Source organism: Oceanobacillus sp. FSL W7-1309 (assembly GCF_038002145.1).
GTDB lineage: Bacteria > Bacillota > Bacilli > Bacillales > Amphibacillaceae > Oceanobacillus > Oceanobacillus profundus.
On the sequence record NZ_JBBOBX010000001.1, the window covers coordinates 1,181,256 to 1,206,015 of the forward strand.

General features: G+C 38.9%; 23 protein-coding genes. 4 read left to right on the forward strand and 19 right to left on the reverse strand.

Going from position 1 to position 24,760, the window contains the following annotated elements:
* Positions 1-75: 75 nt before the first annotated feature.
* The 6 genes from NST46_RS05395 to NST46_RS05420 form a co-directional block, all read right to left on the reverse strand.
* Positions 76-1,506, reverse strand: coding sequence for a glycoside hydrolase family 1 protein (locus NST46_RS05395; protein WP_341136860.1), 1,431 nt, complete (start codon positions 1,504-1,506; stop codon positions 76-78).
* 99 nt (positions 1,507-1,605) lie between these two features.
* A complete protein-coding gene (locus NST46_RS05400) occupies positions 1,606-3,525 on the reverse strand; it encodes a beta-glucoside-specific PTS transporter subunit IIABC (protein ID WP_340003246.1) in 1,920 nt (639 codons plus the stop codon).
* 225 nt (positions 3,526-3,750) lie between these two features.
* Positions 3,751-4,608, reverse strand: coding sequence for a BglG family transcription antiterminator LicT (gene licT / locus NST46_RS05405; RefSeq protein ID WP_341136861.1), 858 nt, complete (start codon positions 4,606-4,608; stop codon positions 3,751-3,753).
* Between the two features lie 357 nt (positions 4,609-4,965).
* Positions 4,966-5,121: a hypothetical protein gene (locus NST46_RS05410; protein ID WP_168927265.1), complete on the reverse strand. Its 156-nt coding sequence runs from the start codon at positions 5,119-5,121 to the stop codon at positions 4,966-4,968.
* A 121-nt stretch (positions 5,122-5,242) separates the two neighbouring features.
* Entirely contained in the window at positions 5,243-5,998 is a 756-nt protein-coding gene (locus NST46_RS05415; RefSeq protein WP_303447005.1) for a hypothetical protein, read from the reverse strand.
* Between the two features lie 107 nt (positions 5,999-6,105).
* Positions 6,106-6,612, reverse strand: coding sequence for a type 1 glutamine amidotransferase domain-containing protein (locus tag NST46_RS05420; RefSeq protein WP_303447006.1), 507 nt, complete (start codon positions 6,610-6,612; stop codon positions 6,106-6,108).
* A gap of 250 nt (positions 6,613-6,862) precedes the next feature.
* Here NST46_RS05420 and NST46_RS05425 point away from each other — a divergent pair, with 250 nt between their 5' ends.
* Positions 6,863-7,129: a SunI/YnzG family protein gene (locus tag NST46_RS05425; RefSeq protein ID WP_340002532.1), complete on the forward strand. Its 267-nt coding sequence runs from the start codon at positions 6,863-6,865 to the stop codon at positions 7,127-7,129.
* 232 nt (positions 7,130-7,361) lie between these two features.
* On the opposite strand, the gene NST46_RS21850 is transcribed toward NST46_RS05425, so the two are convergent.
* The 12 genes from NST46_RS21850 to NST46_RS05480 all read right to left on the reverse strand — a co-directional run bounded on the left by NST46_RS21850 (position 7,362) and on the right by NST46_RS05480 (position 20,266).
* The gene (locus NST46_RS21850) at positions 7,362-7,442 is read right to left on the reverse strand and encodes a putative holin-like toxin (protein WP_392391091.1); all 81 of its coding nucleotides are present in this window, start codon (positions 7,440-7,442) and stop codon (positions 7,362-7,364) included.
* A gap of 160 nt (positions 7,443-7,602) precedes the next feature.
* Entirely contained in the window at positions 7,603-8,643 is a 1,041-nt protein-coding gene (locus NST46_RS05430; RefSeq protein ID WP_340002533.1) for an ABC transporter ATP-binding protein, read from the reverse strand.
* Positions 8,640-10,322 (reverse strand): ABC transporter permease, encoded by a 1,683-nt coding sequence (locus NST46_RS05435; protein WP_303447009.1) that lies wholly within the window; start codon positions 10,320-10,322, stop codon positions 8,640-8,642. The genes NST46_RS05430 and NST46_RS05435 overlap by 4 nt, the downstream gene beginning before the upstream one ends.
* A 76-nt stretch (positions 10,323-10,398) precedes the next feature.
* Positions 10,399-11,427 carry an ABC transporter substrate-binding protein gene (locus NST46_RS05440; protein ID WP_251660185.1) on the reverse strand — a complete coding sequence of 343 codons (1,029 nt, stop codon included), beginning with the start codon at positions 11,425-11,427 and terminating at the stop codon, positions 10,399-10,401.
* Between the two features lie 2 nt (positions 11,428-11,429).
* On the reverse strand, positions 11,430-12,239 hold the full coding sequence (surE, locus tag NST46_RS05445; RefSeq protein ID WP_095310371.1) for a 5'/3'-nucleotidase SurE: 810 nt from the start codon (positions 12,237-12,239) through the stop codon (positions 11,430-11,432).
* Positions 12,212-13,003 carry a sugar phosphate isomerase/epimerase family protein gene (locus NST46_RS05450; protein WP_118888327.1) on the reverse strand — a complete coding sequence of 264 codons (792 nt, stop codon included), beginning with the start codon at positions 13,001-13,003 and terminating at the stop codon, positions 12,212-12,214. The genes surE and NST46_RS05450 overlap by 28 nt, the downstream gene beginning before the upstream one ends.
* Positions 13,000-13,830 (reverse strand): PHP domain-containing protein, encoded by an 831-nt coding sequence (locus NST46_RS05455; RefSeq protein ID WP_341136862.1) that lies wholly within the window; start codon positions 13,828-13,830, stop codon positions 13,000-13,002. Before NST46_RS05455 ends, NST46_RS05450 begins: the two co-directional genes overlap by 4 nt.
* Positions 13,831-14,491: 661 nt before the next feature.
* The gene (locus NST46_RS05460) at positions 14,492-15,673 is read right to left on the reverse strand and encodes a GTP-binding protein (protein WP_341136863.1); all 1,182 of its coding nucleotides are present in this window, start codon (positions 15,671-15,673) and stop codon (positions 14,492-14,494) included.
* Positions 15,674-15,704: 31 nt separating this feature from the next.
* Positions 15,705-16,253 (reverse strand): dCTP deaminase, encoded by a 549-nt coding sequence (gene dcd, locus NST46_RS05465; RefSeq protein WP_341137321.1) that lies wholly within the window; start codon positions 16,251-16,253, stop codon positions 15,705-15,707.
* 20 nt (positions 16,254-16,273) lie between these two features.
* Positions 16,274-17,476, reverse strand: a complete 1,203-nt coding sequence (locus NST46_RS05470) for a GTP-binding protein (RefSeq protein WP_341136864.1) — start codon at positions 17,474-17,476, stop codon at positions 16,274-16,276.
* A 17-nt stretch (positions 17,477-17,493) separates the two neighbouring features.
* Entirely contained in the window at positions 17,494-19,161 is a 1,668-nt protein-coding gene (locus NST46_RS05475; RefSeq protein ID WP_341136865.1) for a nucleoside recognition domain-containing protein, read from the reverse strand.
* Positions 19,151-20,266 carry an NAD(P)/FAD-dependent oxidoreductase gene (locus tag NST46_RS05480; protein ID WP_341136866.1) on the reverse strand — a complete coding sequence of 372 codons (1,116 nt, stop codon included), beginning with the start codon at positions 20,264-20,266 and terminating at the stop codon, positions 19,151-19,153. The genes NST46_RS05475 and NST46_RS05480 overlap by 11 nt, the downstream gene beginning before the upstream one ends.
* Positions 20,267-20,797: 531 nt before the next feature.
* Between NST46_RS05480 and NST46_RS05485 the strand changes: the two genes are divergently transcribed.
* From NST46_RS05485 to NST46_RS05495, 3 genes are read left to right on the forward strand one after another with little or no spacing between them, the layout of a single operon-like run.
* Positions 20,798-21,853, forward strand: a complete 1,056-nt coding sequence (locus tag NST46_RS05485) for an ABC transporter substrate-binding protein (protein ID WP_095310354.1) — start codon at positions 20,798-20,800, stop codon at positions 21,851-21,853.
* Between the two features lie 9 nt (positions 21,854-21,862).
* Positions 21,863-22,630, forward strand: a complete 768-nt coding sequence (locus NST46_RS05490) for an ABC transporter ATP-binding protein (protein WP_303447014.1) — start codon at positions 21,863-21,865, stop codon at positions 22,628-22,630.
* A gap of 6 nt (positions 22,631-22,636) precedes the next feature.
* Complete coding sequence (locus NST46_RS05495) at positions 22,637-23,431, forward strand: ABC transporter permease (protein WP_095310351.1); 795 nt, start codon at positions 22,637-22,639, stop codon at positions 23,429-23,431.
* A 306-nt stretch (positions 23,432-23,737) separates the two neighbouring features.
* Here NST46_RS05495 and NST46_RS05500 read toward each other — a convergent pair whose 3' ends face one another.
* Positions 23,738-24,652: a hypothetical protein gene (locus NST46_RS05500; RefSeq protein ID WP_341136867.1), complete on the reverse strand. Its 915-nt coding sequence runs from the start codon at positions 24,650-24,652 to the stop codon at positions 23,738-23,740.
* Between the last annotated feature and the right edge of the window lie 108 nt (positions 24,653-24,760).

The following is a 24,760-nucleotide window of genomic DNA, read 5'->3' on the forward strand; positions in this document are numbered from 1 at the left end:
CTTATCTGCCAAAAGGAAAGGCATCCGAAGATACGCTTTCCCTTTTAAATTTAGTTCAATTAACTTCGCGTAAACCTATAGATTCTCACCATTTGAATCAATAACATCTTTATACCAGTAAAATGATTTTTTACGTTTACGTTCTAATGTTCCAGTGCCATCATCATGCTTGTCTACATAGATAAATCCGTAACGCTTGGACATTTCACCGGTTGAAGCACTGACTAAATCAATGCATCCCCAGCTGGTGTAACCCATTAGCTCTACACCATCTTCAATTGCTTCGCCCATTTGTTTCATATGTTCACGAAGGTATTCGATTCGGTAATCGTCCTGAATGGATCCATCTTCTTCCACTTTGTCATAAGCTCCTAATCCATTTTCTACAATAAATAGAGGCACTTCATATCTGCCATACAGCTTATTTAAGGAAATACGCAAACCTACTGGGTCAATCTCCCAGCCCCAGTCACTCGCTTGCAGGAATGGGTTTTTAACTCCTTGCATAATATTTCCTTGAATGCCCTCTTCATTCGATTTATCTTTCTTCTCTGTGCGAGACATATAGTAGCTAAAGCCGATATAGTCTACCGTACCTTCTTTCAGAATATCTAGGTCGCCATCTTCCATTTCTAATTCAATGTTATGCTCTTTGAAATATCGGTTGATAAATGCTGGATATTCTCCTCTTACTTGAACATCTGCACAGAAGTAGTTAAATAATTCCTCTTCCTCTAGAGCATGCATTACATTTTCAGGTTTGCTATCGAAAGCATATACCGGAGCATAAATAATCATGCAGCCAATTTGTGCCTCTGGCATTATTTCACGACATAATTTGACCGCCTTTGCACTTGCAACAAATTGGTGATGGAATGCTTGGAATGTAGGTTGATATTTATCCGCTTCTTTTTGGATTGCGAAACCAAGCCCCATTATCGGCATCATTAAACCGCTATTAATCTCGTTAAATGTCATCCAGTATTTTACTTTTCCTTTATAACGGTTGAAAATCGCTTCTGCATATCTTTCAAAAAATGTAATAACTTCACGATTTCTCCAGCCACCATATTCTTTTACTAAGTGTACAGGCATTTCATAATGTGAAATCGTTACGACCGGTTCAATCCCATGTTTAATTAATTCATCAAATACACGGTCATAAAACGCCAATCCTTCCTCATTTGGCTCAAGCTCGTCCCCATTCGGGAAAATTCTTGTCCACGCAATGGACGTACGGAAAACTTTAAAGCCCATTTCGGCAAATAGTGCAATGTCCTCTTTATAACGATTATAGAAGTCAATTGCGTCATGGTTTGGATAATATTTATTCGGGTCAATTTCAAAATCAAATCCTGGATTACCTAAAATCTCTAAACGCTCTTTTCCACCTGGAAGTACGTCCGCTATATTTAACCCTTTATTCCCTTTATGGAAACCACCTTCAAATTGATTGGCAGCTGTTGCGCCACCCCATAAAAATCCTTCCGGAAATTGTTTTGCCATTCTTTATTCCTCCTATTAACCATTAGTTGTTAAGCAGTAATTGATCTTTATATAAAGGGATAGGCTTCACTTATCATGAAACGCCTCCTATTGCATGGATTATTTTACTTTCAGCTCGATTAATATATCCTGAGCTTTCACTTCTTGTTCGTTAATCGTTGATATCTCAAATTGATCTTGGTTTGTAACAACCACTGGTGTCGTCAATGGATATCCCGCTTCTTTAATTGCTTGTCCATCAAATTCAATTAATAATTGTCCTTTTTCGACGTGGCTGCCTTGCTCCGTATGGGCTGTAAAATGTTTTCCATCTAATTGGACCGTATCCATCCCAACATGAATTAAAATCTCTGCCCCATCATCCGATGTAATACCAATTGCATGGTTTGTAGGAAATAGTACAGAAATCGTACCAGATACTGGCGCAACTACTTTACCTTCAGCAGGCTCTATTGCGACACCTTGTCCTAATGCTCCTGAAGCAAAAGCTGTATCATCAATATCTGCTAATTTTTTAACTGTTCCGTTGAAAGGACTACCAATTACTTGATCTTTTCCGTTTTGAGCACCCTTCACTGCTACTGGTTGAGTAGATCCTGCTCCAGTATCCTCATTTTTGTTAATACCGCCAAAGAAATAAGTTAAAACAAAGGCCAAAACAGATCCGACCACTAAAGCAATAATAGCGCCGAAAAATGCCCCATTTAATCCTTCTTCAGGATGAATAAAACTTGGAACCTGGAATACACCAAGACCAGCCATTACATACCCTTTCGTTCCAAAAATCCCTAGTAAGGCACCACCAATTGCTGAGGAAATTAATGTGAAAATAAATGGTCTTTTTAGCGGTAAAGTGATCCCATACATACCAGGCTCTGTTACACCGAATAATGCTGAAATTAAAGCTGGTGCACTAAGTGATTTTGTTTTTTCGTTTTTTGTTTTTATCCAAATAGCAAGAATAGCAGCAGCTAATGCAAAGGAATGAACAAATATTAAAGCTAAGATTGGATCTATACCTCCAACCGCAAAGTTATTGATAGCAATTGGAACAAGTCCCCAATGAAGTCCAAACATAACAAACACTAACCACAATCCACCAAGGAATGCCCCTGCAATAACTGGACTTAAATCATAAACCCAAATTGTTGCTTGACCTAATAACTGGCTCGCCCAAGTTGCAATCGGACCGACAACAATAAAGGTTAAGGGAGTAATAATTAACATCGTCAGCATTGGAACAACAAATGTTTTTATTACATCTGGAATAATTTTAGTTAAGCTTCTTTCTAACTTTGCTGCAAAAAACGCTGCAACAATGATTGGAATAACGGACATCGAATATGTCATCAGAATAACCGGAATCCCTAAGAACTCAATATAAACAGGTGATTCAAACATCGTTCCCGCAAATAAGGTGTACAGCGGTTCATTTGCTCCAGGTATTCCCTCAAGTGCAGGATATACCAAAGCCATGGCTATTACGGCTCCTAAGAACGGTGTTCCACCAAACTTCTTCATAGCCGTGTAACCTAAGAGAATTGGCAGGAAGTAGAACAGACCGTCGCCAATGGCGTTTAGGATTTGATAGGTTCCACCTTCTATATCAAGCCAGCCAATTGCAACAAATAAAGCAGTAAAACCTTTCGTCATACCCGCTGCGACTAATACACTGAGTATTGGAGTAAAGATCCCGGAAATCATATCAATAAAACGGTTGAATAAACTCCCTTTTTCTTCTCCACCTTCAGCATCAACTGGCTGTGCAGCTTGGAAGCCACCTTCCGACACTACTGCTTTATATACATCTGGAACATGATTCCCAATTACTACCTGGTATTGACCACCACTTTTTCTCGTGGTAACAACACCCTCCATATTATTTAATACCTCTGTATTCGCTTTACTTTCATCTTTCAATTTAAAACGAAGACGTGTAATACAATGAACAACACTATTAACGTTTTCTGCCCCACCGACATTTTCGATAATGTCTTTTGCCAATTGTTCATACTTCATCATGGTTCACCTTCCCTTTACGTAATTCATTTAGTGAAATAAAAAACCTGAACCAATTTGAATAGCACACATCATATGTGTTCTTCAAATCAGTCCAGGTTATGCCCAAAATAGGTAACATTCCTAAATTTATATATTGTTTTTATTGTTAATTAATTAACGCTTTTAATTTAACACGACTTTAATACTAAGTCAATAGTTTTAAAAAGCGTTTTCATAAGAAGATTAGTTTTCTTCTGATTTTGTATGACGATAGGTTACCCGATGGATATGAATGGTTAAATAGACCTTCTCATCATTGGAAATTTCCCAATTATAATGATTCGCAATGTATGCTGCTATTCTTTCTGTACATCCAAATGCTTTTGCATACTTTTGTTGTACCTGTTCATATAGAAAATTGTCATACATTTCATCTTGTTTTTCTTTTCGAATAAAGCGAATCGCAAAGAAACGGAGATGGGTTAAGAATCGGTCATAATTAATCGATTCTTCATCTAATTCAATTTTGAAGTAGTATTTTACGATTGTTAAAATCGTATTAACCATTTCTGTAACTTGAACTGCAGCCCCCATGCTTTCACCAGAAAGCTGACTATTAACAAGATGGAGTGCGATAGACGCAGCTTCATCCTCCTCAAGCCTCACACCTGTTTCCTCTTCGACAATTTCAAGTGCTTTTAAAGCAATCTGAAACTCTTGCTTATAGTATCTGCGAATTTCCCAGAGTAGGGGATTTTTCAAATCAATCCCATTTTTATGCCTAGTAATCGCAAAGCTCAAGTGATCGGTTAGTGCTATATACAAATAGTCGTCCAATTTATACGTTAGGTGGGATTTGGCTAATTCGAGAATTTTATAAGAAAGATCCAAATAAACTTCGGAAACATCTTCCATTAATTCAGCTAATTTATTAGCAACTCCTGCGTCCTCCAGAATAAAGGTTTTTTCAATTTTAGCAGCATCAACAGCATCTCCTGGCTTTTTCTTAAAAGCAAGACCTCTGCCCATTACAACTACCTCTTGTTCTGCTTCATCTGTAGCTAATAAAACATTATTGTTTAAAATCTGTTTAATTTCCATTTGCCTTCCCACCTGAATAAAGTATTTATGAAAAATATCAGGAAATAAAAAACCTGAATTAGTTAAAATTGCAGCGTAATTCCCCCACAAATTTAATTAATTCAGGTTTTGCCTGCCGAACAGTAACAATCCTTATTTAATTCTATTATATATGATTGCGGTTTCAATTGCAACATACCCACTTGAAAAGTTTGTGACTAATTACTTAATAAGTTAAATTCAATAGGCTTTTTATGCTATTTCATGGTGAAAACAAATAATAGAATCGCGCTTAACTAAATCTAAATACATATTTTCTTGTCGACGTTCTCACAATATAAACACCCCTCTTTCATAGAAAGGAATAACATACTCCCACTACTTTATAATCTGAGCAAGAAAGGATTGCACCGATTCAGGCAATAGACGAAAGAATAATCCTCGGTATTTAATATCCGCTAGACCAGCAACAGCAATCATGCATGCTGCAAGTAGAATTAAAGGTGATTTTCTCTTTTTAGAAGTGTTGTTCATTGCTTCTCCTCCGTTAGTACATTTGTTTCTAGTTTACTATAAAAAGATGTATGATGAGCGTTAGATTTTTACCCAAAAATATCTGAGAATCTTCTTTTAAATCATTCCAGAAAGGCTCTCATCAATCGAAAAAGAACTGTATCCCAATATATACCGACAGCGGCTCTTTCCTGCCATTCGTATGCCACTCTTGATACGCTTTAAAAACTTGTTTCACATCATGATTAGCTTGTTCTTCCACTAAATACTTTACAGCCAAAAAACTGCGCCAATAATCAAACATAATACTCGTCAAACTACCTTGATAGCTAGCCTCTCCAAACGCATCAATAGAGTGATGTCCATATGTATCCTTAAACATCTCTACCAGTTCTGACTCTACATTTGTTATCTCGTTGAACGCTTCTTCATCTAAAATTAACTTCTTTGATAAATATTCGCACATGCCTTCTTCAAACCAAATGCTATCTTCCCAATCATCATCATCATCGAACTCGCCTACAAATAAATCGGAGTGATGCATTAATTCGTGTCCAACTATCGCAAAAATATGTTCTTCAGAAAGATTCTCGTAGAATGCCTTGATACGCGGATGTTCACGCCCTTCTAACTGTTGAACAAATAAATTCCTCCAATATCTTACATCTGGAGAAATATAAATGATATCCTTATTCGTAAAAGCAGGAATCGGAATTTCTGAGAAAGTGGTTGTTGCTAATTCACCCGTTGTCCATACAATCGCCTTTGGTAAATCGTTTAATGCGTAGTTTTGCTCCAACTCCTGCTGGTACGTGACCAATTTGTTTTGGAACCTTTCGATGGTATCCTGGTATTTTTCATAATCTCTTTTCGACTCAAAGGCGTAGATTTGTTTCATTTTGGTCTCTCCCTAACCTAAAAAATTCATATATCACATAGTACTTTCGCTTCTGCCCGTATAAAAGGATCCCTCCCAATACTAGAAGAGATCCCCTCGAAACAATCTTATAATTTATTTAAAATTTCTTTAATAAATGCCGGTTCATCCTTAGGTGTACGAGAAGTGATAATATTTCCATCAACCACTACCTCTTGATCTAAAAAGTTAGCTCCAGCATTTTTCACATCATCACGGACGCCAATGTAAGAAGTTGAATTTACTCCATTCAGGATATCCGCGCTAATCATTACTTGGGGACCATGACAAATACCAGCAATCACTTTTCCCTGTTCATGTGCTTGTTTAACAAATTCCACCACTTCGTCACTCACACGAAGCGCTTCTGGAGCTGATCCACCAGGAATAATAACCGCATCATAATCGTCAGCCTTCACTTCACTTATGGAAAGCTCGGAAGTATACGCTGCCGTACCTTTCTTCCCTTTAAGCTCCGTACCCTTTTCAAGTCCTACAACAACCGTTTTGTGACCCGCTTCATTCATTGCATCATACGGATTCTTCATTTCTGAATCTTCATAACCATCCGCAAGTAGAAAACATACATTTGCCATCTTTTATCCACTCCTCCGCAATTAAATTCAAGCTAATACTATATGATTTAGTAAGAAAATTCAATCAAAATGATACAATGACTTCTTTTATGATAAGAAATAAATCCGAATTTGGTCTTAGATTACCCACATAATTGATTGGAAAGTCGATTACTCGGCTATATACGTAAAACCTTGTATACTAGTAGTTAGGAATATAACAATAATTCAGAATCCGTATACACCCCTAAAAGGAAAGGTGAAGAGTATCATGTTTGACGTAAAGGTTACAAAAGAAGAAGACAAAATCGTAATTAAATGGCAGCTACAAAAGATTAAAATTCCTATTTCAGAGATTATGGATGTAACGAATGATGAATCTTATGCTGGTGAAGACAAAACAGCTAATAGGATTGGATATCCATACGGAACAACAGATCGAATCCACATTAAGACAATTAAGTCCAATTACATCATTTATACAAGTATTGGTTCCGTGAAGGAAAAGATATTAGCTTTTATAGAAAAACAACACTAGAATTTACTACCTCAGAAACAGTAAATTCTTCTTAGATAAAAGCCAGGAAACCAACATTGCTAATATAACGGAATATGGTTATAATATTGTATATACAACATATATTAAAACAACTGTAAGTGCTGGAACACCTACGGTTGAATATACAAATAGCTGCTACTCAAAAGAGGAACTGGCTCAGATGAGTAGAAAAAAATAGACCATCCCCCAAGGTTGGAGACTCAAGGGAGGTCTATTTTTCTCTGTCTATTGTCAGCAGTGCAATTAAGGCACCAAAGGAAATCATCAAAGAAATCGCCTCGTAAACTGACATAAGCTTCACCCCCTTTCAATAAAAATGAGGGTGAGCCGAACTGTTGTACAAGTTAGCTTATAGCACATAAATTTTATAATGTTAGAACAAATCACAAAAGGAGAGTTCTAAATTTCCCTCTCCTTTAAATGCATAAGAGAAACCGTGCTTCCATACCCCTTTACATCCTTGGAACAATCCCTACCCCCTCCCCAATTTCAAACTGCTCATGAAGTGGCAAGTCAACAACAATCTCTTGTCCACTGACATCAACTACATATTGATACTCCTTTCCTTGGAACTGCTTCGTAACAACTGTCCCTCTAATCTGGCTTTCATCCGATGTAGAAAGACGAATTTGTTCCGGACGCAGTGCATATAGGTTCTGCTCCTTTAGATATTCTGAAATACCGTAATCCTCCCATGTTACAGAGACATTCTTATGCATAAATGTCGAGCCATCCCAAGTTCCTTCGAACAGATTAGCTTTCCCAACAAATTTAGCTACAAATGGGGTTTTCGGTTGATTATAGATTTGTTCTGGTGTACCAATTTGCTCAATCTTACCAGCGTTCATCACTACAATTCGATCCGCCATCGCAAGCGCTTCTCCTTGATCATGTGTCACATAAAGTATCGAAGCTTTCGTTAGTCGATGCAGCTTTTGAATCTCATGACGCATCTCAATCCGTAATTCCGCATCAAGGTTGCTGAGTGGTTCATCCATCAACAACAGCTGTGGCTCCGGTGCAATCGCTCGCGCAAGTGATACACGCTGTTTTTGTCCACCGGAAAGTTCACCAGGCATTCGGCTGCCGAACTGCTCTAAGCCAACAATTTTCAACACTTCATCAATTCGCTCTTCCGCCTTTTTCTTTTCCTTAAATGCAGGTCCAACAAAACGGTGGTATTTCATGGCAAACTGTACATGCTCTCGAACATTCAAATGGGGCCAAAGAGCAAATGACTGAAAAACCATGCTGACATTTCTGCGCTCTGGCGGGATAACCTTCTTAGCTGTGGCTGCCTTCTTGTTATCGATTTGAATTGTACCATCTGTTGGAGATTCAAATCCCGCGAGCAGTCGGAGCAAGGTTGTTTTCCCACATCCAGATGGTCCTAAAATAGCAAGAAACTCGCCATCCTTTACGGTTAAATTTACATCTTTGAGCGCTTGAAAGCTGCCGAATTTTTTATTAATATGAATGATTGACGTAGTCATTTCCCTTTTTCCACCTTTCTTTTCCGAAGTGCCCCACTAGCAAATAACAGAAAATAACCGACGATGATTAAGCCGACAATTAAGCTCGAAAAGGCTGTTGAATATAGTGTATACCCCGACTGCTGGAAGCTTAAGATCGCAACACCAATTGTCTCTGCATTTGAGGAATACAATAAGGAAGATACGGTAAGCTCTGTTAACGCACTTAAAAATACGAGCATTGCACCACTTAAGACGCCTGGTGCGATTAATGGAATCATAATTCGCTTCCACTTTCCAAATCCATTCGTACCATTAATCCGCGCTGCCTCTTCAACCTCCTTATCAACCTGCTGAAAAGCGGTAATACCACTGCGCACCTGTAAAATTAAAAATCGTGTTACATAGGCGATATATAAAATGGCAGTCGATCCATAAATACCGGGATTCCAACCAGGAATGGGCTCCATCCATGCAAAAATCATTGCCAACGCAAGCACCATTCCAGGCAAAGCATACGGAATCGTAATTGCATATTCCTGAAGCCTCATCGTTACGTTTGGTTTCCGAACACGGTAATAGCTAAAGATCGTACCGACAATAATCCCAATCACGGTCGTTACACCAGCCAGTTTAAGGCTCGTGAAAATTGATTCGACCGTAGAGTTCCTGGATAAAATATAAGCGTAATTTTTCAAAGAGAAGTTTTCCGGTACAAAATCAAGTCCATAGGCATTCAAAAATGATGTCATAACCATTGAGATGAAAGGAAAAATACTGGTCATAGCAAAAAACAGCCAAATCAAAATCTCCGCTATTAGCTTTTTCTTTCCTAAATGATAGCGTGGGCTATAATCCAGTTTAGTTGTCTCAATCGGTTTTGACTTCCGCAACAATAGCCATTGGAGACTGATTCCAATAATCGCAATCACTCCAAGAATGACAGACAGTACAGCGGCTTCGTTAAAGGCAGAAGGTCCAAAGCCAATGACTTTCTGATAAATGTATGTCGAAAGCACTGAAATATTTGCTGGTGTTCCTAAAAAGGCAGGGATTCCGAAGTTATCTAACCCTCCGAGAAATGCGATAAACGACCCACCAACAACCCCTGGCAATGCCATTGGAAAGACAATTTTGGAAAAAGCTGTCCATCTTGATGCACCAGAGATACGTGCTGCCAGTTCCATTTCACGTGGAATTTTTCGAAAGACGTTAACCGTGAATAAATAGACGAGCGGAAAATGGCTAATCCCCATAACAAAGATAATGCCAGACATACTATAGAGATTCCACGATGGAAGCTGATCCAGCATTTTCGTCAATAACCCAGCAGGGCCGAAAAATTGCACCCATGCCAGGGAAGTTATGTAAGATGGGATAATAAATGGCAAAAAGATAAACAGCTGTACAATCCCTTTCATGCGTATATCGGTATAGGCTACCATCCAGGCAAAAGCTGTACCTAAGATGAGTGAAATAATCGTTGATCCGACCACCACAATTAACGTGTTTTGTAATACCTGCCACGTCCGACCATCTGTTAAAATCGCATGATAATAATCGAAGTTAATTCCTTCATCACTCAGAAAGCTCATAATGATGAGTCGGATAATCGGGATAATAAAAAAGATGATGATTAACCCAATTGCCAATACTTTATAAAGCTTTCTATTGAAAAAGCCAGAGGAAATAGCGCTCATGCGCTTTCCCTCCTGATTGAATCCATTCTTTTTTTGACTGTTCACTGTAATCACCCTATAGCCCTTGCGTTAGATTCTAGTTTGAAAATAATTCGTCAAATTTCCCTTTATCAGCTTCACGGTTCTGATATAGTTCATCTGTTGGTGCGCTAAGTGTTTTAATTTCATCCAAGGATTTTAAGCCATCCGGTGCTTCTACTCCCTCACGGATTGGTGTATATCCAATCTCAGCCTGCAATGCTTGTCCATCCTCAGAAAGTACGAAGTCAACAAACGCTTTTGCTAGTTCTGCTTCTTCTGTATCTGCCGTAATACCAATTGGCTCCGTGATTACAGGTACACCTTCTTCAGGGTAAATCAACTCTACTGGTGAACCATCACTTGCAGCACGAGCTACTAAATAATCCACAATCATGCCGTAATTCTTTTGACCGGATGCTACGTTTTCAATAACAGCGCCATTTCCTTCTGTAATCATTGGATTATTTGCTTTTATTCCTTCATAAAAATCCCAGCCAAAGCCGTCACTACGGGTAAAAATCCCAAGATTGTACGCTGCAGCTCCTGAGTACAATGGGCTTGGCATGACAACTTGATCACTACCCTCATCTGAAACAAGTGCATCCCATGATGTTGGTGCTTCTGTCACTTCATCCGTATTGATGACAATACCAGTTGCCATCATCTTTGTTCCTGTATACGTTCCGTCAGCATCCACGAACTCTTCTGGAATTGCTTCTGCTTCAGGAGAATTATATTCCATTAACATATCTGCTTCCTTTAATCCTTCAAATGTTACCGAATCTGCAAGCAAAAGGACATCTGCTACAACAGATCCTGCTTGGCTTTCCGCATTCAATTTACTGATAACCTCTTCTGTACCAGAGCGGAAAATATTGACTTCGACATCTGGATATTTTTCATTAAACGCATCTACTAGCTGCTCCGCATCAACATCAGGCTGTGATGTGTAAAACTCCAGCTCACCACTTAACTCACTTTCACCTTCTTCACTTGAAGCATCTGCTTCCTCATCGGAACTGTTACCACAAGCTGCCAAAATACATAAAAGTCCAGCACACAATAAGAATAATAGTTTTTTCATCATTAGTTCTCCTCCTGAACATAATTAAAGTTGGTAAACCAGCGACTGATTTGATCGATTTTTCTTTTCTGTGTATGCTTGAGGTCAATGGGAGAGACAGTTATATACCCTTCCTTCAGCAACTGATAATCCGTTCCCTCATTCACCTTCAAATTTTGATAGTTGTCCTTTAACCAGTAAAAATCCTGACCTTGAGGATCGTTCAAGGCTGTATAGTGATAACGCGAAATGGTTAGATCCATTGGGACAACGGCAACTCCTTTGCAAAGCTCCTTCGACGTATACGGCAAATTAACGTTCAGCATGACATTTTTTGCGATTTTATTTTGCAGAATCACCTCCACAACGCGATATAGCATCTGTTTTACAATTCCAAACTTAATGTTTTCCTTTTTAAATGTATCTAAGGAAACCGCAACAGACGGGACTTGGTATAGCATCGCCTCTTGTGCTGCAGCAATCGTTCCCGAGTAATACATATCCCTTCCAACATTGGGACCAAGGTTAATTCCCGTAAAGACGATATCAGGCTTTTCCTTTAACAGCACTTCCATCGCAAGCTTTACACAATCCGCCGGTGAACCATTAACCGCATAAGCTTCGGCAGTAGGTGCAAAATCAATTTTCTTTAATTTCAATGGTTGTCCTAGTGTAATTTTATGACTGTAGGCACTTTTTTCCGTGTCTGGGCAGACAATGACTACCTCGCCAAAGTGAGAGAGGACATCAGCCAACGCTTCAACTCCCGGCTCAAAAATACCGTCGTCATTCGTAATCATAATTTTCAAATGCTTATCTTCCTTTCCTTCCATTCTTTATGTAAAAAGTTCAGATGCTTCTTTAAAAAAGATAAGGAGCGATCTGTATCCATTCCTTCGAGTACGATAGGTAAGTCTTTCTCGCCTAGGCATGATAGAATCTCCTCTAGATTAATCTCACCTTCTCCTAGCGGAACGTGGTATCGATCCCTTTTGGAGTCACTTACATGAATACTGTTTACACGCTGCAGCTCTTCTAAATAAACCTCGTTGTTTTCTTCAAGCGGCGTATGCGCGATATCTAAGGTCACCTGAAGACCCGGCCCAACCTGCTCTAAGAAATGATTCATTGCCTTTGGCTCTGTTAAAATCTCCTTCGCGATAGGTTCCATCATTTCCTGCGATAACACGACTTCTCTTACTGCCGCATATTCTAAAAGCCGCTTTGTGTTGGTGACAAGTGCGCGCATATGCTCCTCAACTAAGTAATTTTTAACCGTTAACCTTCCAGGATGAAAAGTCATATGCAATGCGCCTAGTGCTGCTGCCAAATCAATCGATTTCTTTAATTCAACAATGGACTGTTCCTGAATTCCTTTATTAATCGAACAAATATTTAAATCCCAGCTCGATGCATGCAACGTTAATTCGATATTTTCCATTTCAGCATGAATTCGAATTTCAGCAGGATTTGCTTGATGATAATAAATATGCTCTGCCCACAGTTCTACTCCATATAAGCCATATTCCTTTGCGATCGTAATAACTTCATTCGGATGATAGTCCCAGCATAATGATGAAGCGATAAATAGTTTCATCGTTTTGCACCAACCTTTTCCAGCCAATGCTTTTGGGAATGCTCATCTAGCTGCACACTACCAATTGCGTACGCATTTCTCGTATGCTTCCGCCCATGACTGTCAGACCCGCCAGAAATCAGCAGCTGATTTTTAAGTGCAAATTCCTTCCAATAGGAAACATCTGCCTTACGATGCTTGGAATGATAGACCTCAATTCCATCAATCCCATACGATAAAACCTTTTCTTCATCTATAGGAAACCGGTAGGCACCTGGATGCGCAAGGTAAGCTTCTCCGCCACAGGCTTGAATTAATTCAATTGCATCTTTTGCAGTAAACGCCCCCCGCTCAACGAATGCCGGCTTCCCTTTCACTAATAGGCCGTGATAGGCCTCGTGGGTCGTAGTAAAGTAATCTTTCTCACAAAGCGCACTGGCAATATGCGTGCGTACAATAATATCTTGTGGTGCATACCTTTCTACATCTTGAAACGTAATGCTATAGCCTAATTCGTTCAAACGAGCAACGATTTCCTTTGCCCAGTTTTTCCGCTCTGCTTTACGCCAGCTAATATGCTGGAGCATTTCCGGATGCTCTGGATCAAATAAATATCCAAGAATATGTAATTCACCTGCTTCTCCATCCGTGTTCAGCTCAATTCCAGGAATCAATTCAATTCTAGCTGCCTCTGCTAATGGCAGGGCTTCCTTATACGCTCCGATTTCATCATGGTCGGTAATGGAAAGTACTTGAATGTTTGCCTCTTTCGCTAGATGCACAATCTCTTCCGGTGTTTGGACACCATCTGAAAATGTCGAGTGAACATGCAATTCCGTTTTACGCATCAAATCCTCCTCTTTTGAACCTAGCTTCATTATAAGGAACGAATATTAAGGAAGATTAAAGGTGAAATGAAGAAATGGTGTGACTTGTGTAAATTCACTTTACAATGGAGGTTTTTGGTAGGGTTTAACAATTTTTTTGATAAATAAGTTGTGGCAAGGGATACAACAATAGACAGAATAATTCACTCAATAAATTGTAAATTATACGTTAAGATTTTACATTTTCTTAATAACAGCAGGAGATTTCACTGAGATCATGCTCGTCATTTAGAAGTCATTATGAATGTATTATAATCAGCTTTTATATTGAGTTAGTGCCTTCCTAGAAAGTGAGGTGTATATAAATTAAGTTGAGGCTGGGACATAACTAAAGTACTTAATGTTAAAGACGAATGATGTACAAACTTAGCGTAGGAAATATACGTAGACTCCTGCGGGAGGAAAGGCATAGGTGAGACACCGAAGTGCGATAGCACAGGGAGGCTCACCATCCGCCACTGGATGCGCGAATTATATTTCCCGATCGAGTTATTTGCATCAATCATGTTCGGTTTTCACTTCATAAAAATACTTTTGTCCCAGCCTCAACAGGGGAAGTGTAGTCTTCTAAGAAATGTTATTTCGGGTATTTGCTAACACACCATCTTCTTGGTGAATTTAATTAATAGCTGCTAAATGATGGTAACGGATCATAAAACATATTCCAATCCAAATTCATTTCGACATCTGACAGTAAACATTGATCTAGACTTTTGATTATTCCTTCTTTATCCATCTCTTTCCCTATAAATACTAGTTCAGTCATTCTGTCTCCATAGTTGTCGTCCCAGTACTTAGCTAAATCTGGATCTTCCTCTAAAATACCCGATTGTTCTTGCTTTGGATACGTAGCTATCCACTTTCCTGCTTCTTGAATTGCAATGGATGGCCCAGCCTGTGATAATAAACCAGAAACATCATTTCTTGACGCCAACCAAAAGAAACCTTTCGATCGAACAACTCCAGTTGGCCAATTTTCTAACCATGTACCCCAACGCTCAGGATGAAACGGTTTTTTTCTTCGATAGACAAAGGAGCTAATCCCATATTCCTCCGTCTCAGGGATATGCTCTTCATTTAGTTCCTTTATCCACCCTGCACCCTGACTTGCTTTTTCGAAGTCAAATAATCGTGTATTCAGTACAGTCTCTAAGGCAACTTTTCCGTATTCAGTAGCAATAATTTGAGCATCTGGATTCAATTGTTTTAAAACAGCTTTTAATTCTTCTCTGCTTTCCTCATCCACTAAGTCGACCTTATTTAATAGGATTATGTTAGCAAATTCAATTTGATCAATTAATAGATCAATAACGTCCCGCTCGTCGTTCTCATCTGCCTCTTGATTACGATCAAGTAAGCTTTCTCCAGATCGATAATCCTCCCAAAAATAACTTGCATCCACTACGGTAACCATCGTATCTAATTCACAACGTTCCGCAAGATTTATCCCTAGGTCTTCGTCTTCATAGGTGAAGCTTTGCGCGACTGGTATTGGCTCTGATATTCCGGATGATTCGATAACTATATAGTCGATGTCCAGTTTGGCCAGTTTATCTACCTCTTTCACTAAATCTTCCCGAAGCGTGCAGCAAATACATCCATTCTGCAATTCTACTAATTTTTCTTCTGTACGACTAAATCCTCCTTTTTTGACCATGTCGGCATCAATGTTCACTTCACTCATATCGTTTACAATAACGGCTATTTTCCTACCTTCTTTATTGTGTAATAAATAATTTAGCAGTGTTGTTTTTCCTGATCCTAAGTAGCCACTTAACACTGTAACTTGTACTTTCTTTGACAATGCTTTCCCTCCTGAATTCCTTAATCTACAATTAATTGGAGCAGTTCTCCTCATCCATATAAATACAGCTGGCAGTTGTACTAGATTGTTTTGTATATTTGCCCTGATACGGTTTTGTTGGTTGATCCGTTTCTGCAAAAACCAATTGACATATTCTTCTTCCTTCTATTAATTCAATCGGAAAACGATTCGAGTTAAATAGCTCAAGCGTTATCCGCCCTTCGAATCCAGGATCTACCCACCCGGCATTTTGTACAAAAAGTCCCATTCTCCCAACAGAACTCCTCCCTTCTACAAAGCCAGTAACATGATTTGATAATTTAATCCACTCTTTTGTCGTTGCAAGCATAAAGGTGTGAGGAGGAATGATTATCGTTTCCTGGTCTCCTATATAAATATCACGGTAGGAAGCTCTCTCACCCATGGATAATTTACCTGTGCTATATTCATTTAATGTCATAAAATGGCTGCCAAGCGATAGATCGACGGACGCCGGCTGAAGGTTAGCCTGATTAAAAGGTTTGACAGCTAGCTCATCTTTCTCTAGCTTTTTGAGAATGGTTTGACTCGATAAAATCATTTCTATTCCCCCGTTTTTATTTAATTGTGATTTCTCAACTCCCAAATAAATGGATCTCCCATCTCAGACCATTCCATATCCATCTCTTCTGGTGTAAGCAGACATTTGTCAAGCTCCCGAATAATCGTTCCTTTTTCCAAATCAACGCCAATAAATACAAGATTTGTCTTTCGATCTCCAAATTCCGAATCCCAATCGTTTAGTATGTTAGGATTTTGCATAATTGTGTGTTCTTTTTGTGCATCTGGAAGTGAAGCTACCCAATAGGAGACTGGTTCAATAGCGACCGAAGGACCAGCTTGGGAGAGAAGGAGTGCCAAATCATTCCTTGTCGCACACCACGCAATTCCTTTCGCACGGACAATTGACATCGGCATTTGCCTAATCCAATCATAAAAACGCTTCGAGTTAAATGGAATTCTTCGACTATACACAAAGGAGTTAATTCCATATTCCTCTGTTTCTGGCGTATGCTCTTCCGGGCCTGCCATTAATTCTTTTAGCCATCCAGCTGATTGACTAGCCGTTTCAAAATTAAACCGACGGGTGTTTAAAATTTCTGTTGGATTAACCTTGCCAAATGTTGTATGAATAATTTTGGCATCGGGTTGCAAAGTTTGAATAACTTTCGTCAATGAACGAAGTTGTTTTTCCGTCACCATATCGCATTTATTCAATAGAAGAACATCGCAAAATTCAATTTGGTCGATTAGTAAATCTGCAAGATTACGATCATCTGCTTCTCCAACTGCTTGCTTTCTATCAAGCAGCCGATCACCAGATTCATAATCATGCCAAAAACGATATGCATCAACGACAGTAACCATTGTATCAAGACGGCAAAACTGGGTAAGATCGATACCTAGTTCCTCATCAATATAGGAAAATGTCTGAGCAACTGGTACAGGTTCACTTATTCCAGTAGATTCGATGATGATATAATCGATATTGCCTGCCTTCGCGATTTTTTCAACCTCTATCAGCAGATCCTCCCTTAACGTGCAGCAAATACACCCGTTAGACATCTCAACTAAGTTCTCTTCCGTCCTTGAAAAATGAGCCCCCTTTTCTACTAAATCGGCATCGATATTAATTTCACTCATATCGTTTACAATCACAGCCACTTTCAGTCCATTACGATTATTTAATAGATGGTTTAGCAGTGTTGTTTTTCCCGACCCTAAATAGCCACTCAAAACGGTAACAGGTATTTTCTTTTCCATACGCTTCTCCTCCACATTTAATTAAAATAAGTATATAAAACGATAGCTAATAGCAACGTACTTATGATGGACGTAATCATTTGTTTTCCCAGCAGTTCTACAGCGTGTCTCCCCCCTAATTCTTTGTAAATCGTGAACAGAGTTACTAAACAGGAAGATAAGGTTGAAGCTAAATATACGGTTATAAATAGCTGCCATGTCTCCAAACTCTGAAGCAGGGAACCTTGTCCCTCGTTCAATACCATCATCCCATCTTTTCTAAAAACAGAAAAAATCACACCAGGAGCAACATCCGCTGGTAAGGAAAACAACCCTAATATAGGCGTAATCAAAGCAGATAAGCCCTTCATTACATGCAAATAATCAAAAATAGAAGCGACTAAACAAATTAAGATAAAAATCGGCATCGCTTGTGTAAAGAATTGTTTTAGCATTCCTTTTAAACGAAAAACAGTTCCCCTCCATGTTATAGACTGCAAGTAGGGCAAAGAAGATACTGTAGTTAGCGGTAAAGAGTTCTTATTCCATACCCTTGTATGAATGGCACCTACAATAAACAAAATCAGTATATAAGGGAAAAATAATATTGGTTTTCCTGCAGAACCGAACAAGGATAAAGTTGCCCCAATTTGATAACTGCAAGCAGAGCCAAACGAAATCATGGAGATGCATGAAGCCCTCGTACAGCTACTGCAGCTTCTGCTTTGCATAACAGCTACAACATTACAGCCATAGCCAGTTAAAACTGGTATCAAGTCTCTTCCAGTTAGCCCGATTTTCCTCAGCCATGGATCTAATGCATGTGTTATATGTTCCTGTATACCTGTTTCTTCTGTAACTGCAACACTAAGACCGATGAAAAGGACTACTGGAAATGCCCATAAGAAGGAATACCATCCAAGGGTTAATGCGCCATAGTCTCCAATTAATAAAACTTGGAAAAAAGCAGGAAAATGAACGGCGTATTCCTTTAATGGAACTATCATCACCCTTTCTGAAAAGGGTTCTACGTAACTTGAGAACAGGTATGCAAGAAATACCGGAGAAGCAAACATACTTATGATTAGAAGCAGAGCAAATAAAGGTCCAATCACCTTTTGACGCAGTACTGTTTCCAGCCAATTTTTATTTTCTGCTTCATGATCTGAAGGCAGAAAATGGAGTAAACTGCTGTTTAGCTTCCATGTTGAAGCATCTTGTATAGCCTCCCATAATTCATCTTGTTCTGTTTCTTTCATAGAACGGCTATTACACCAGATAACCGGTACATTCAACAAATCCTTTACAAAATGCTTTTCTTCATCACTCGGTTCATAAATATCCTTGTGAGTAGCTATAACTGTAACTTTTTTCCCTCTCAGATGGAGCTGTTCTTCTAATAACAGAAGATCATTCTTTAAATGAGGAGATTTCACAACTATAATAACCTCTTCCAAAAACTTAATTTCCTCCAAGGTCAATTTCGTAGTCATGCTATCATCTTTAAAACGAATCCCCGGTGTATCAACTAGCTCTACTTCAACATTTCGTTTTAACCCTCTGCGCGTAAGAACGACAGTTGACCCTTTTACATTGGTTTCAATTCCTGTTTGATGACCAGTCATATGTCTGAATAATGCAGACTTTCCTACAGATTCAAGACCTACTAAGGCGATCAATTTATCCGTTTTATTTTTAACACTCACAGCGCTCTCCACAACCTGAAAGATCGTCCAGATAAAAATTTTCCTTCTGATATAATTCAAGAATATCCATATTAAGGTTTAGTCGAGAACCGATTGCTTCAGCAAGTACTGCATATCGTTGTCGAAACTTATATATATAACAAAACACATGACTGCCATGTCGCAATTCAGGTCCACAAAGAAATAATCCTTGGCAGTAAGTCGATTCATCCTGTTCATTAACTAACGGCTTTCCATGTTCCCCAAACTCAAAAAGCTGTGAGATCATGGACGTACTACCTTTATAGCCCGTTGCTAGTACAGGAGGCGTACATGTGGTAAATTGTTCGCCTTCTCGTGTTTCCACATAATAAGAATTACCTTCCTTTCTCACAGAGCTAACAGTCAGGTTCTCATACATCTCGATTCTGTCATCAGCAAGCGCTTCTTTCATCCGACCGTATGTATATGGGGATATAACAATACTCGGGTCACTGCTATCGATTTCCCATGTGGCAGTTTCAGCCAAAAGTCGAGTTTTTTTGTTAAGTCTATTCAGTTGATACAATGCATCAATTCCACTTTCATACCCGCCTATCACAAGATAATCATCTGCTTTCATCTCCTCCCAAGAATGAATTTGACTACTATGAATACAGTTTTCTGCTCCCGGGAAAACGTCAAAATCGGGGTATTGATACTCCCCGGCTGCCCACACAATAAATTTACTGCATAATTTCCCTTTAGAAGTTACTACCTCAAACAATTGGTTGTTGTGCTTCCTTATTTCTTTTACTTCCACTTTAGTTCGTAACGGTAATTGGTAATGATCTGCCAGCACTTCTAGGTATTCTGCATATTCTTCACCAGTAGGGTGTTCTTCATCTAGCGTATAAGCAGGTGAGGTCTTAGGAGCTACAGCGTTAAGGTCTGTCTGGCCAAATCCTTGAGATGGAAAAGAAGGAGTTATAAACCTCATTTCTTTTGGCCACCTGCGAAATGTTTCTCCTATATCCCCCTTGTCTATCACGCAAAAATTTTCACAACCCATCTGCTTTAGCACTATTCCTACACCAATTCCAGAAGCCCCAGCACCAACTATAAGAACATCAACATGCTTATTCATGGAGTTCTCCTCCCCAAATCGAAATGATTACGATTAAGATTCAAAAATTTTTTGATTCCTGCATATTTACGGAACAGATTAGTAAGTCTCTCTTTCTCTTTACGAAAGTTCTTCCTTTAGAAACGAAACTAACTATCATTATGATTTACAGATTAAAAGAGCTTACTTCTATTAAATGATTAAAGCGATTTACCACTATCCCCTACCTAAATGAATTCACTCTTCCTCTCCTCAATAATTTTTCTATAACACTTAAATCGTAATGATTACGTATTATATCACTTTAGGCAAAAGATGCAACCATAAACCTCTTACTCCTTAAATTTCGGTACACATCGACACGTAATCTCCAAATAATCGAATAAACCAACAAAATTTCTATTTTTTCAATAATTATATGGAATGATTGATTTATTTGTGCTATCCTTATAAAAATCTAATTAAACTAGCACGGTGATTAAGTCGGCATTCGCCTGTGCTTTTTTAATTTTCTTTTTATTAAGACATTTACAAACTAAAGGGGGAATAGAATTGAGAAAAAGAACTGTTATTGCACTTATTTCTGCATTATTTTTAGCATGTTTACTAGCTGCATGTGGACAAGAGGAAGCAAACAATTCTTCTGAGGGAGCAGCTGACTCAAATGGCGACCATGCTTCCATTGAAATCGGTATGTTGAAGCTGACGAGCTCCGCACCGTTATTTATCGCACTTGAGAAAGGCTACTTTGAAGAGGAAGGTATTGATGCACAGGCTAGCTGGTTTGAAGCAGCACAGCCAATTGCCGTAGCAACAGCCGGCGGTGACGTTGATGTCGGCGCAACTGGAATTACAGCAAGTCTTTACAATATGGTTGCTGGCGGTGAAGAACTTGTCATTGTTGCGGACAAAGGAAGAGAACAGGAAGGCTATTCCTCGACGGCATTATTAGTACATAGCGACTCAGATATCGAAACAATTGAAGATTTAAAAGATAAGAAGGTTGGTATTACACAAACGGGATCAACCTTCCATTATATGGCTGGTCGATTATTGGAGGAACACGGTCTAACGTCAGCTGACGTAGAGCTTGTTCCTGTTAACAGTATTCCTGGTCTAATGGAAACATTGCAAAGCAAGCAAGTGGATGCTGTTTTATTAAACGAACCAAATATCACAATGGTGTTAGATGAGGGGTATGGCAAGGTGATTAAACAAGTAGGCGATGTGATCGACTATCAAACCTCCGGAATATTCTTCTCAAAATCGTTTGCTGGCGATACAGAAACAGCGACTAAATTTCTTAAAGCATATGCAAAAGCAACACAATACTATTATGACGCTGTCCTGACAAAGGAAAACGGCGAGATTGTATCAGGAGAAAACTATGATGAAGTAATTCAAATTATCGCTGAATACACGGATCAGGAACCAGCTGTTATCGAGCGTGGTCTGCCATACATGGATCGTGATGGTAAGCTTCTCGCATCCGATATCCAAACCCAAATCGATTGGTATGCAAAGGAAGAGCTTATCGGAGCACCGGTTGATGCAGACAAAATCGTGAATACAAACCTTCTCGACCAAGCTTTAAAAGAATTGGAGTAGTGAACAACTATGAGCATTGTCATCGAGAATGTAGAAAAAACCTTTATAGATTCCAAAAAGAATGAAGTAACAGCACTAAAAAATATTAATTTTACGATTCACGAAGAGGAATTTGTTGTCCTTGTTGGTCCAAGTGGATGCGGGAAATCAACGCTGCTTAATATCGTTGGTGGGTTATTGTCCCCTACAAGTGGCAGTGTTTATTTCGATGGAATTAAAGAGAACCCAACCTTAGGAATTGTTTTTCAGGAAATTGCTCTTTTCCCATGGCGTACTGTTTTTGAAAATGTCGTTTATGGTTTGCAAGAAAGAGGCGCCTCCAAAAAGCAACAGCAGGAAATCGGCAATCACTATATTGATATGGTCGGATTAACTGACTTTAAGGACGCATACCCTAAGCAATTATCAGGTGGAATGAAGCAGCGTGCTGGCATTGCAAGAGCATTAGCAGTGGAACCAGATCTATTATTAATGGACGAACCTTTTTCTGCACTGGATGCCCAGACCCGAACCCTCATGCAGGAGGAACTGCTTACCATTTGGAATCGGACGAGATTAAGCACGCTTTATGTGACACATAACATTGAAGAAGCAGTTTATTTGGCTGATCGCGTCATCGTATTATCGAGACATCCAGGTCAAATTAAACAGATCATTAACATTGATTTACCGAAAACGGGCAGAAACGATGAAAAATACCGTGAACAATCAAGCAAGTATGCAGATGAAATTTGGCAGCTTATTCGGCATGATGCCGAAGCGGCACTGAAGGAGTGATCGTAAATGGAAAAACAAAAACAAGTCATTACGAATCGTGTTGCCTTTCTTGATAAAAAAGTTCCATTCTACACTTCCTTTCTAGGTATCGCCGGTATCTTAATCCTGTGGGAAATCGTCTCTCGAATTGGAATTGTTTCTCCATTATTTCTACCGGCACCATCTAACATTGTAATAACAGGTTGGGAGATGCTTGTAAGTGGGGAAATCTACGGGAATCTGACTGCCAGTCTCTACCGAATTGTCCTAGGGTATGCCATTGGTGCGGCCTTCGGTATTTTAATTGGTCTGATTCTGGGATTCTTCCGAGTCGCAGATGCGATCGGAACACCTATTGTTTATTCGATTTATCCAATACCGAAAATTGCTTTACTGCCTTTATTTATTTTATGGTTAGGGATTGGTGAATTATCAAAGGTAACGATTATCGCATTAGGGGTTTTCTTCCCTGTTGTTATTAATACTTTTTCCGGTGTGAAAAGTGTTGATCCGATGCTTGTGAAAGCTGCCGTCACATTTGGGTCTAATCGAATCAATGTGATTCGCAAGGTAATTTTACCTGGGGCTCTCCCGATGATATTTGCCGGGCTGAAGCTCGCAGCTGGAACATCCCTCCTGTTACTCGTATCGGCAGAAATGATCGCTGCCCAGGAAGGAATAGGTTCCATGGTGCTCCATTACGGGAATTTAATGATTACGTCGAAGCTCATGGTCGGGGTACTTATTCTGTCTCTCCTTGGCTTAATCTTTAATCGAGCTTTAAGGTGGTTGGAGAATAAACTGATTCCGTGGAAAGAATAAACAATTGAAAAAGGATTAGCTGATGTTTATACAAAATAGCTAATCCTTTTGTCGTTGAACAGTGTATAAAACTCTTTTAATTCATCGACATACCTCTCGCAATGTCGGTTTGAAATAAAGTCACGATGTTCATAAAAAAGATGCGATGTTTTGAATAAAGTTGCGACGTTATAGAAAAAGATGAACTGACATGACTTATCTCTGCAGAGAAGAAGTTTTTTGTTTTTCGACCAGAATAAACCCGAACAATTTGGTAAAAGTCCTCGGGATTCAAATTGTATTTAGATTTATATTCCCATATCAAGTTTAATGGGTAGTAATCTTCAACAATTTATTTCGAAAGTCATGTTCCACAGCTGCTAATTGTTGAAGAGGTTCAATGAGTTTCTTCCATCTTTCATGAGTAGCTAAAACATGGCACCATCCTAACAATTTTGCCTGAGCGATTTTGAAATCGAACAACTCAGGATGATTTTCCCTAAAAAAGTACGCAAAATCACTTGCCCGCTTTGCACCTAATTGAAATAGGAAGTGTGTAACGTGAGCAATAATCTCATTGGAAATAGCTTCATTTTTAAAAGTCTCGGAAAATTGTAGGATTGCCTCACTACCATTAGGATGGGTCTTTTTTTCTGTGTTTTCATATTGGATTTGAAAACCTTCTATTGCTTTTTGATAAATATATTCTTCACTAGGTTGATATTGACGTTTAGCAGAATGCCAAAAACGGAAATATCCTCGACGGTATTGGATATTTTCAGCTCTCCACGCCTTTTGAAATTGATCCAACGACAGTGACACATAAGGGTAACCTGCTGGATCATGAAAGTATACGTTCTGATTGTCTATGGCATAGACAAGAACATAATGATCGGCACCATGCAGGTATTCATGATTTGTCCAATGGGTGAAATAGCCTAAATCAACTGGCCCCACAATAACGGCTGATTCTTTTAAAATATCCTTTAACCGATAAAAAGGAGCACGATGTGGTGATTTTTCAACACATTCCTCACAAGTAAAGCCAAGTGTGTTTAGAGCCTTGTTGATACCTATATCAGGAAGAGTACTGTCAAGAAATAGATAGTCACCTTCAAATACTGCACCTAATCCCATTCCAGTCAATACTTCAATTTTTTCCGGGGGTATATATTCCCCAACTGATTTTAAAAGCATTGATGCTGAGTTAGCATAACAGTACTTACCATTTCCAATATACAATTGTTTCACCTCCAGTGTTTGTTCAACTATATTATTTTGAAAATTCAATATCAAGCTTTTTTTATATCTGATAATCATCTTATTCCATTCCACTTTGCTGACAAGACG

Bases quoted from the DNA above. Each gene is read 5' to 3' on its own strand.
- NST46_RS05480 (WP_341136866.1), bottom strand. From the start codon at position 20,266: ATGAATAAGCATGTTGATGTTCTTATAGTTGGTGCTGGGGCTTCTGGA.
- NST46_RS05430 (WP_340002533.1), bottom strand. From the start codon at position 8,643: ATGACTACGTCAATCATTCATATTAATAAAAAATTCGGCAGCTTTCAA.
- licT (WP_341136861.1), bottom strand. From the start codon at position 4,608: ATGGAAATTAAACAGATTTTAAACAATAATGTTTTATTAGCTACAGAT.
- NST46_RS05455 (WP_341136862.1), bottom strand. From the start codon at position 13,830: ATGCGTAAAACGGAATTGCATGTTCACTCGACATTTTCAGATGGTGTC.
- NST46_RS21850 (WP_392391091.1), bottom strand. From the start codon at position 7,442: ATGTCAGTTTACGAGGCGATTTCTTTGATGATTTCCTTTGGTGCCTTA.
- NST46_RS05490 (WP_303447014.1), top strand. From the start codon at position 21,863: ATGAGCATTGTCATCGAGAATGTAGAAAAAACCTTTATAGATTCCAAA.
- NST46_RS05440 (WP_251660185.1), bottom strand. From the start codon at position 11,427: ATGAAAAAACTATTATTCTTATTGTGTGCTGGACTTTTATGTATTTTG.
- NST46_RS05400 (WP_340003246.1), bottom strand. From the start codon at position 3,525: ATGAAGTATGAACAATTGGCAAAAGACATTATCGAAAATGTCGGTGGG.
- NST46_RS05450 (WP_118888327.1), bottom strand. From the start codon at position 13,003: ATGAAACTATTTATCGCTTCATCATTATGCTGGGACTATCATCCGAAT.
- NST46_RS05425 (WP_340002532.1), top strand. From the start codon at position 6,863: ATGTTTGACGTAAAGGTTACAAAAGAAGAAGACAAAATCGTAATTAAA.
- NST46_RS05435 (WP_303447009.1), bottom strand. From the start codon at position 10,322: ATGAGCGCTATTTCCTCTGGCTTTTTCAATAGAAAGCTTTATAAAGTA.
- NST46_RS05495 (WP_095310351.1), top strand. From the start codon at position 22,637: ATGGAAAAACAAAAACAAGTCATTACGAATCGTGTTGCCTTTCTTGAT.
- NST46_RS05420 (WP_303447006.1), bottom strand. From the start codon at position 6,612: ATGGCAAATGTATGTTTTCTACTTGCGGATGGTTATGAAGATTCAGAA.
- surE (WP_095310371.1), bottom strand. From the start codon at position 12,239: ATGGAAGGAAAGGAAGATAAGCATTTGAAAATTATGATTACGAATGAC.
- NST46_RS05395 (WP_341136860.1), bottom strand. From the start codon at position 1,506: ATGGCAAAACAATTTCCGGAAGGATTTTTATGGGGTGGCGCAACAGCT.
- NST46_RS05470 (WP_341136864.1), bottom strand. From the start codon at position 17,476: ATGGAAAAGAAAATACCTGTTACCGTTTTGAGTGGCTATTTAGGGTCG.
- dcd (WP_341137321.1), bottom strand. From the start codon at position 16,253: ATGATTTTATCGAGTCAAACCATTCTCAAAAAGCTAGAGAAAGATGAG.
- NST46_RS05415 (WP_303447005.1), bottom strand. From the start codon at position 5,998: ATGAAACAAATCTACGCCTTTGAGTCGAAAAGAGATTATGAAAAATAC.
- NST46_RS05410 (WP_168927265.1), bottom strand. From the start codon at position 5,121: ATGAACAACACTTCTAAAAAGAGAAAATCACCTTTAATTCTACTTGCA.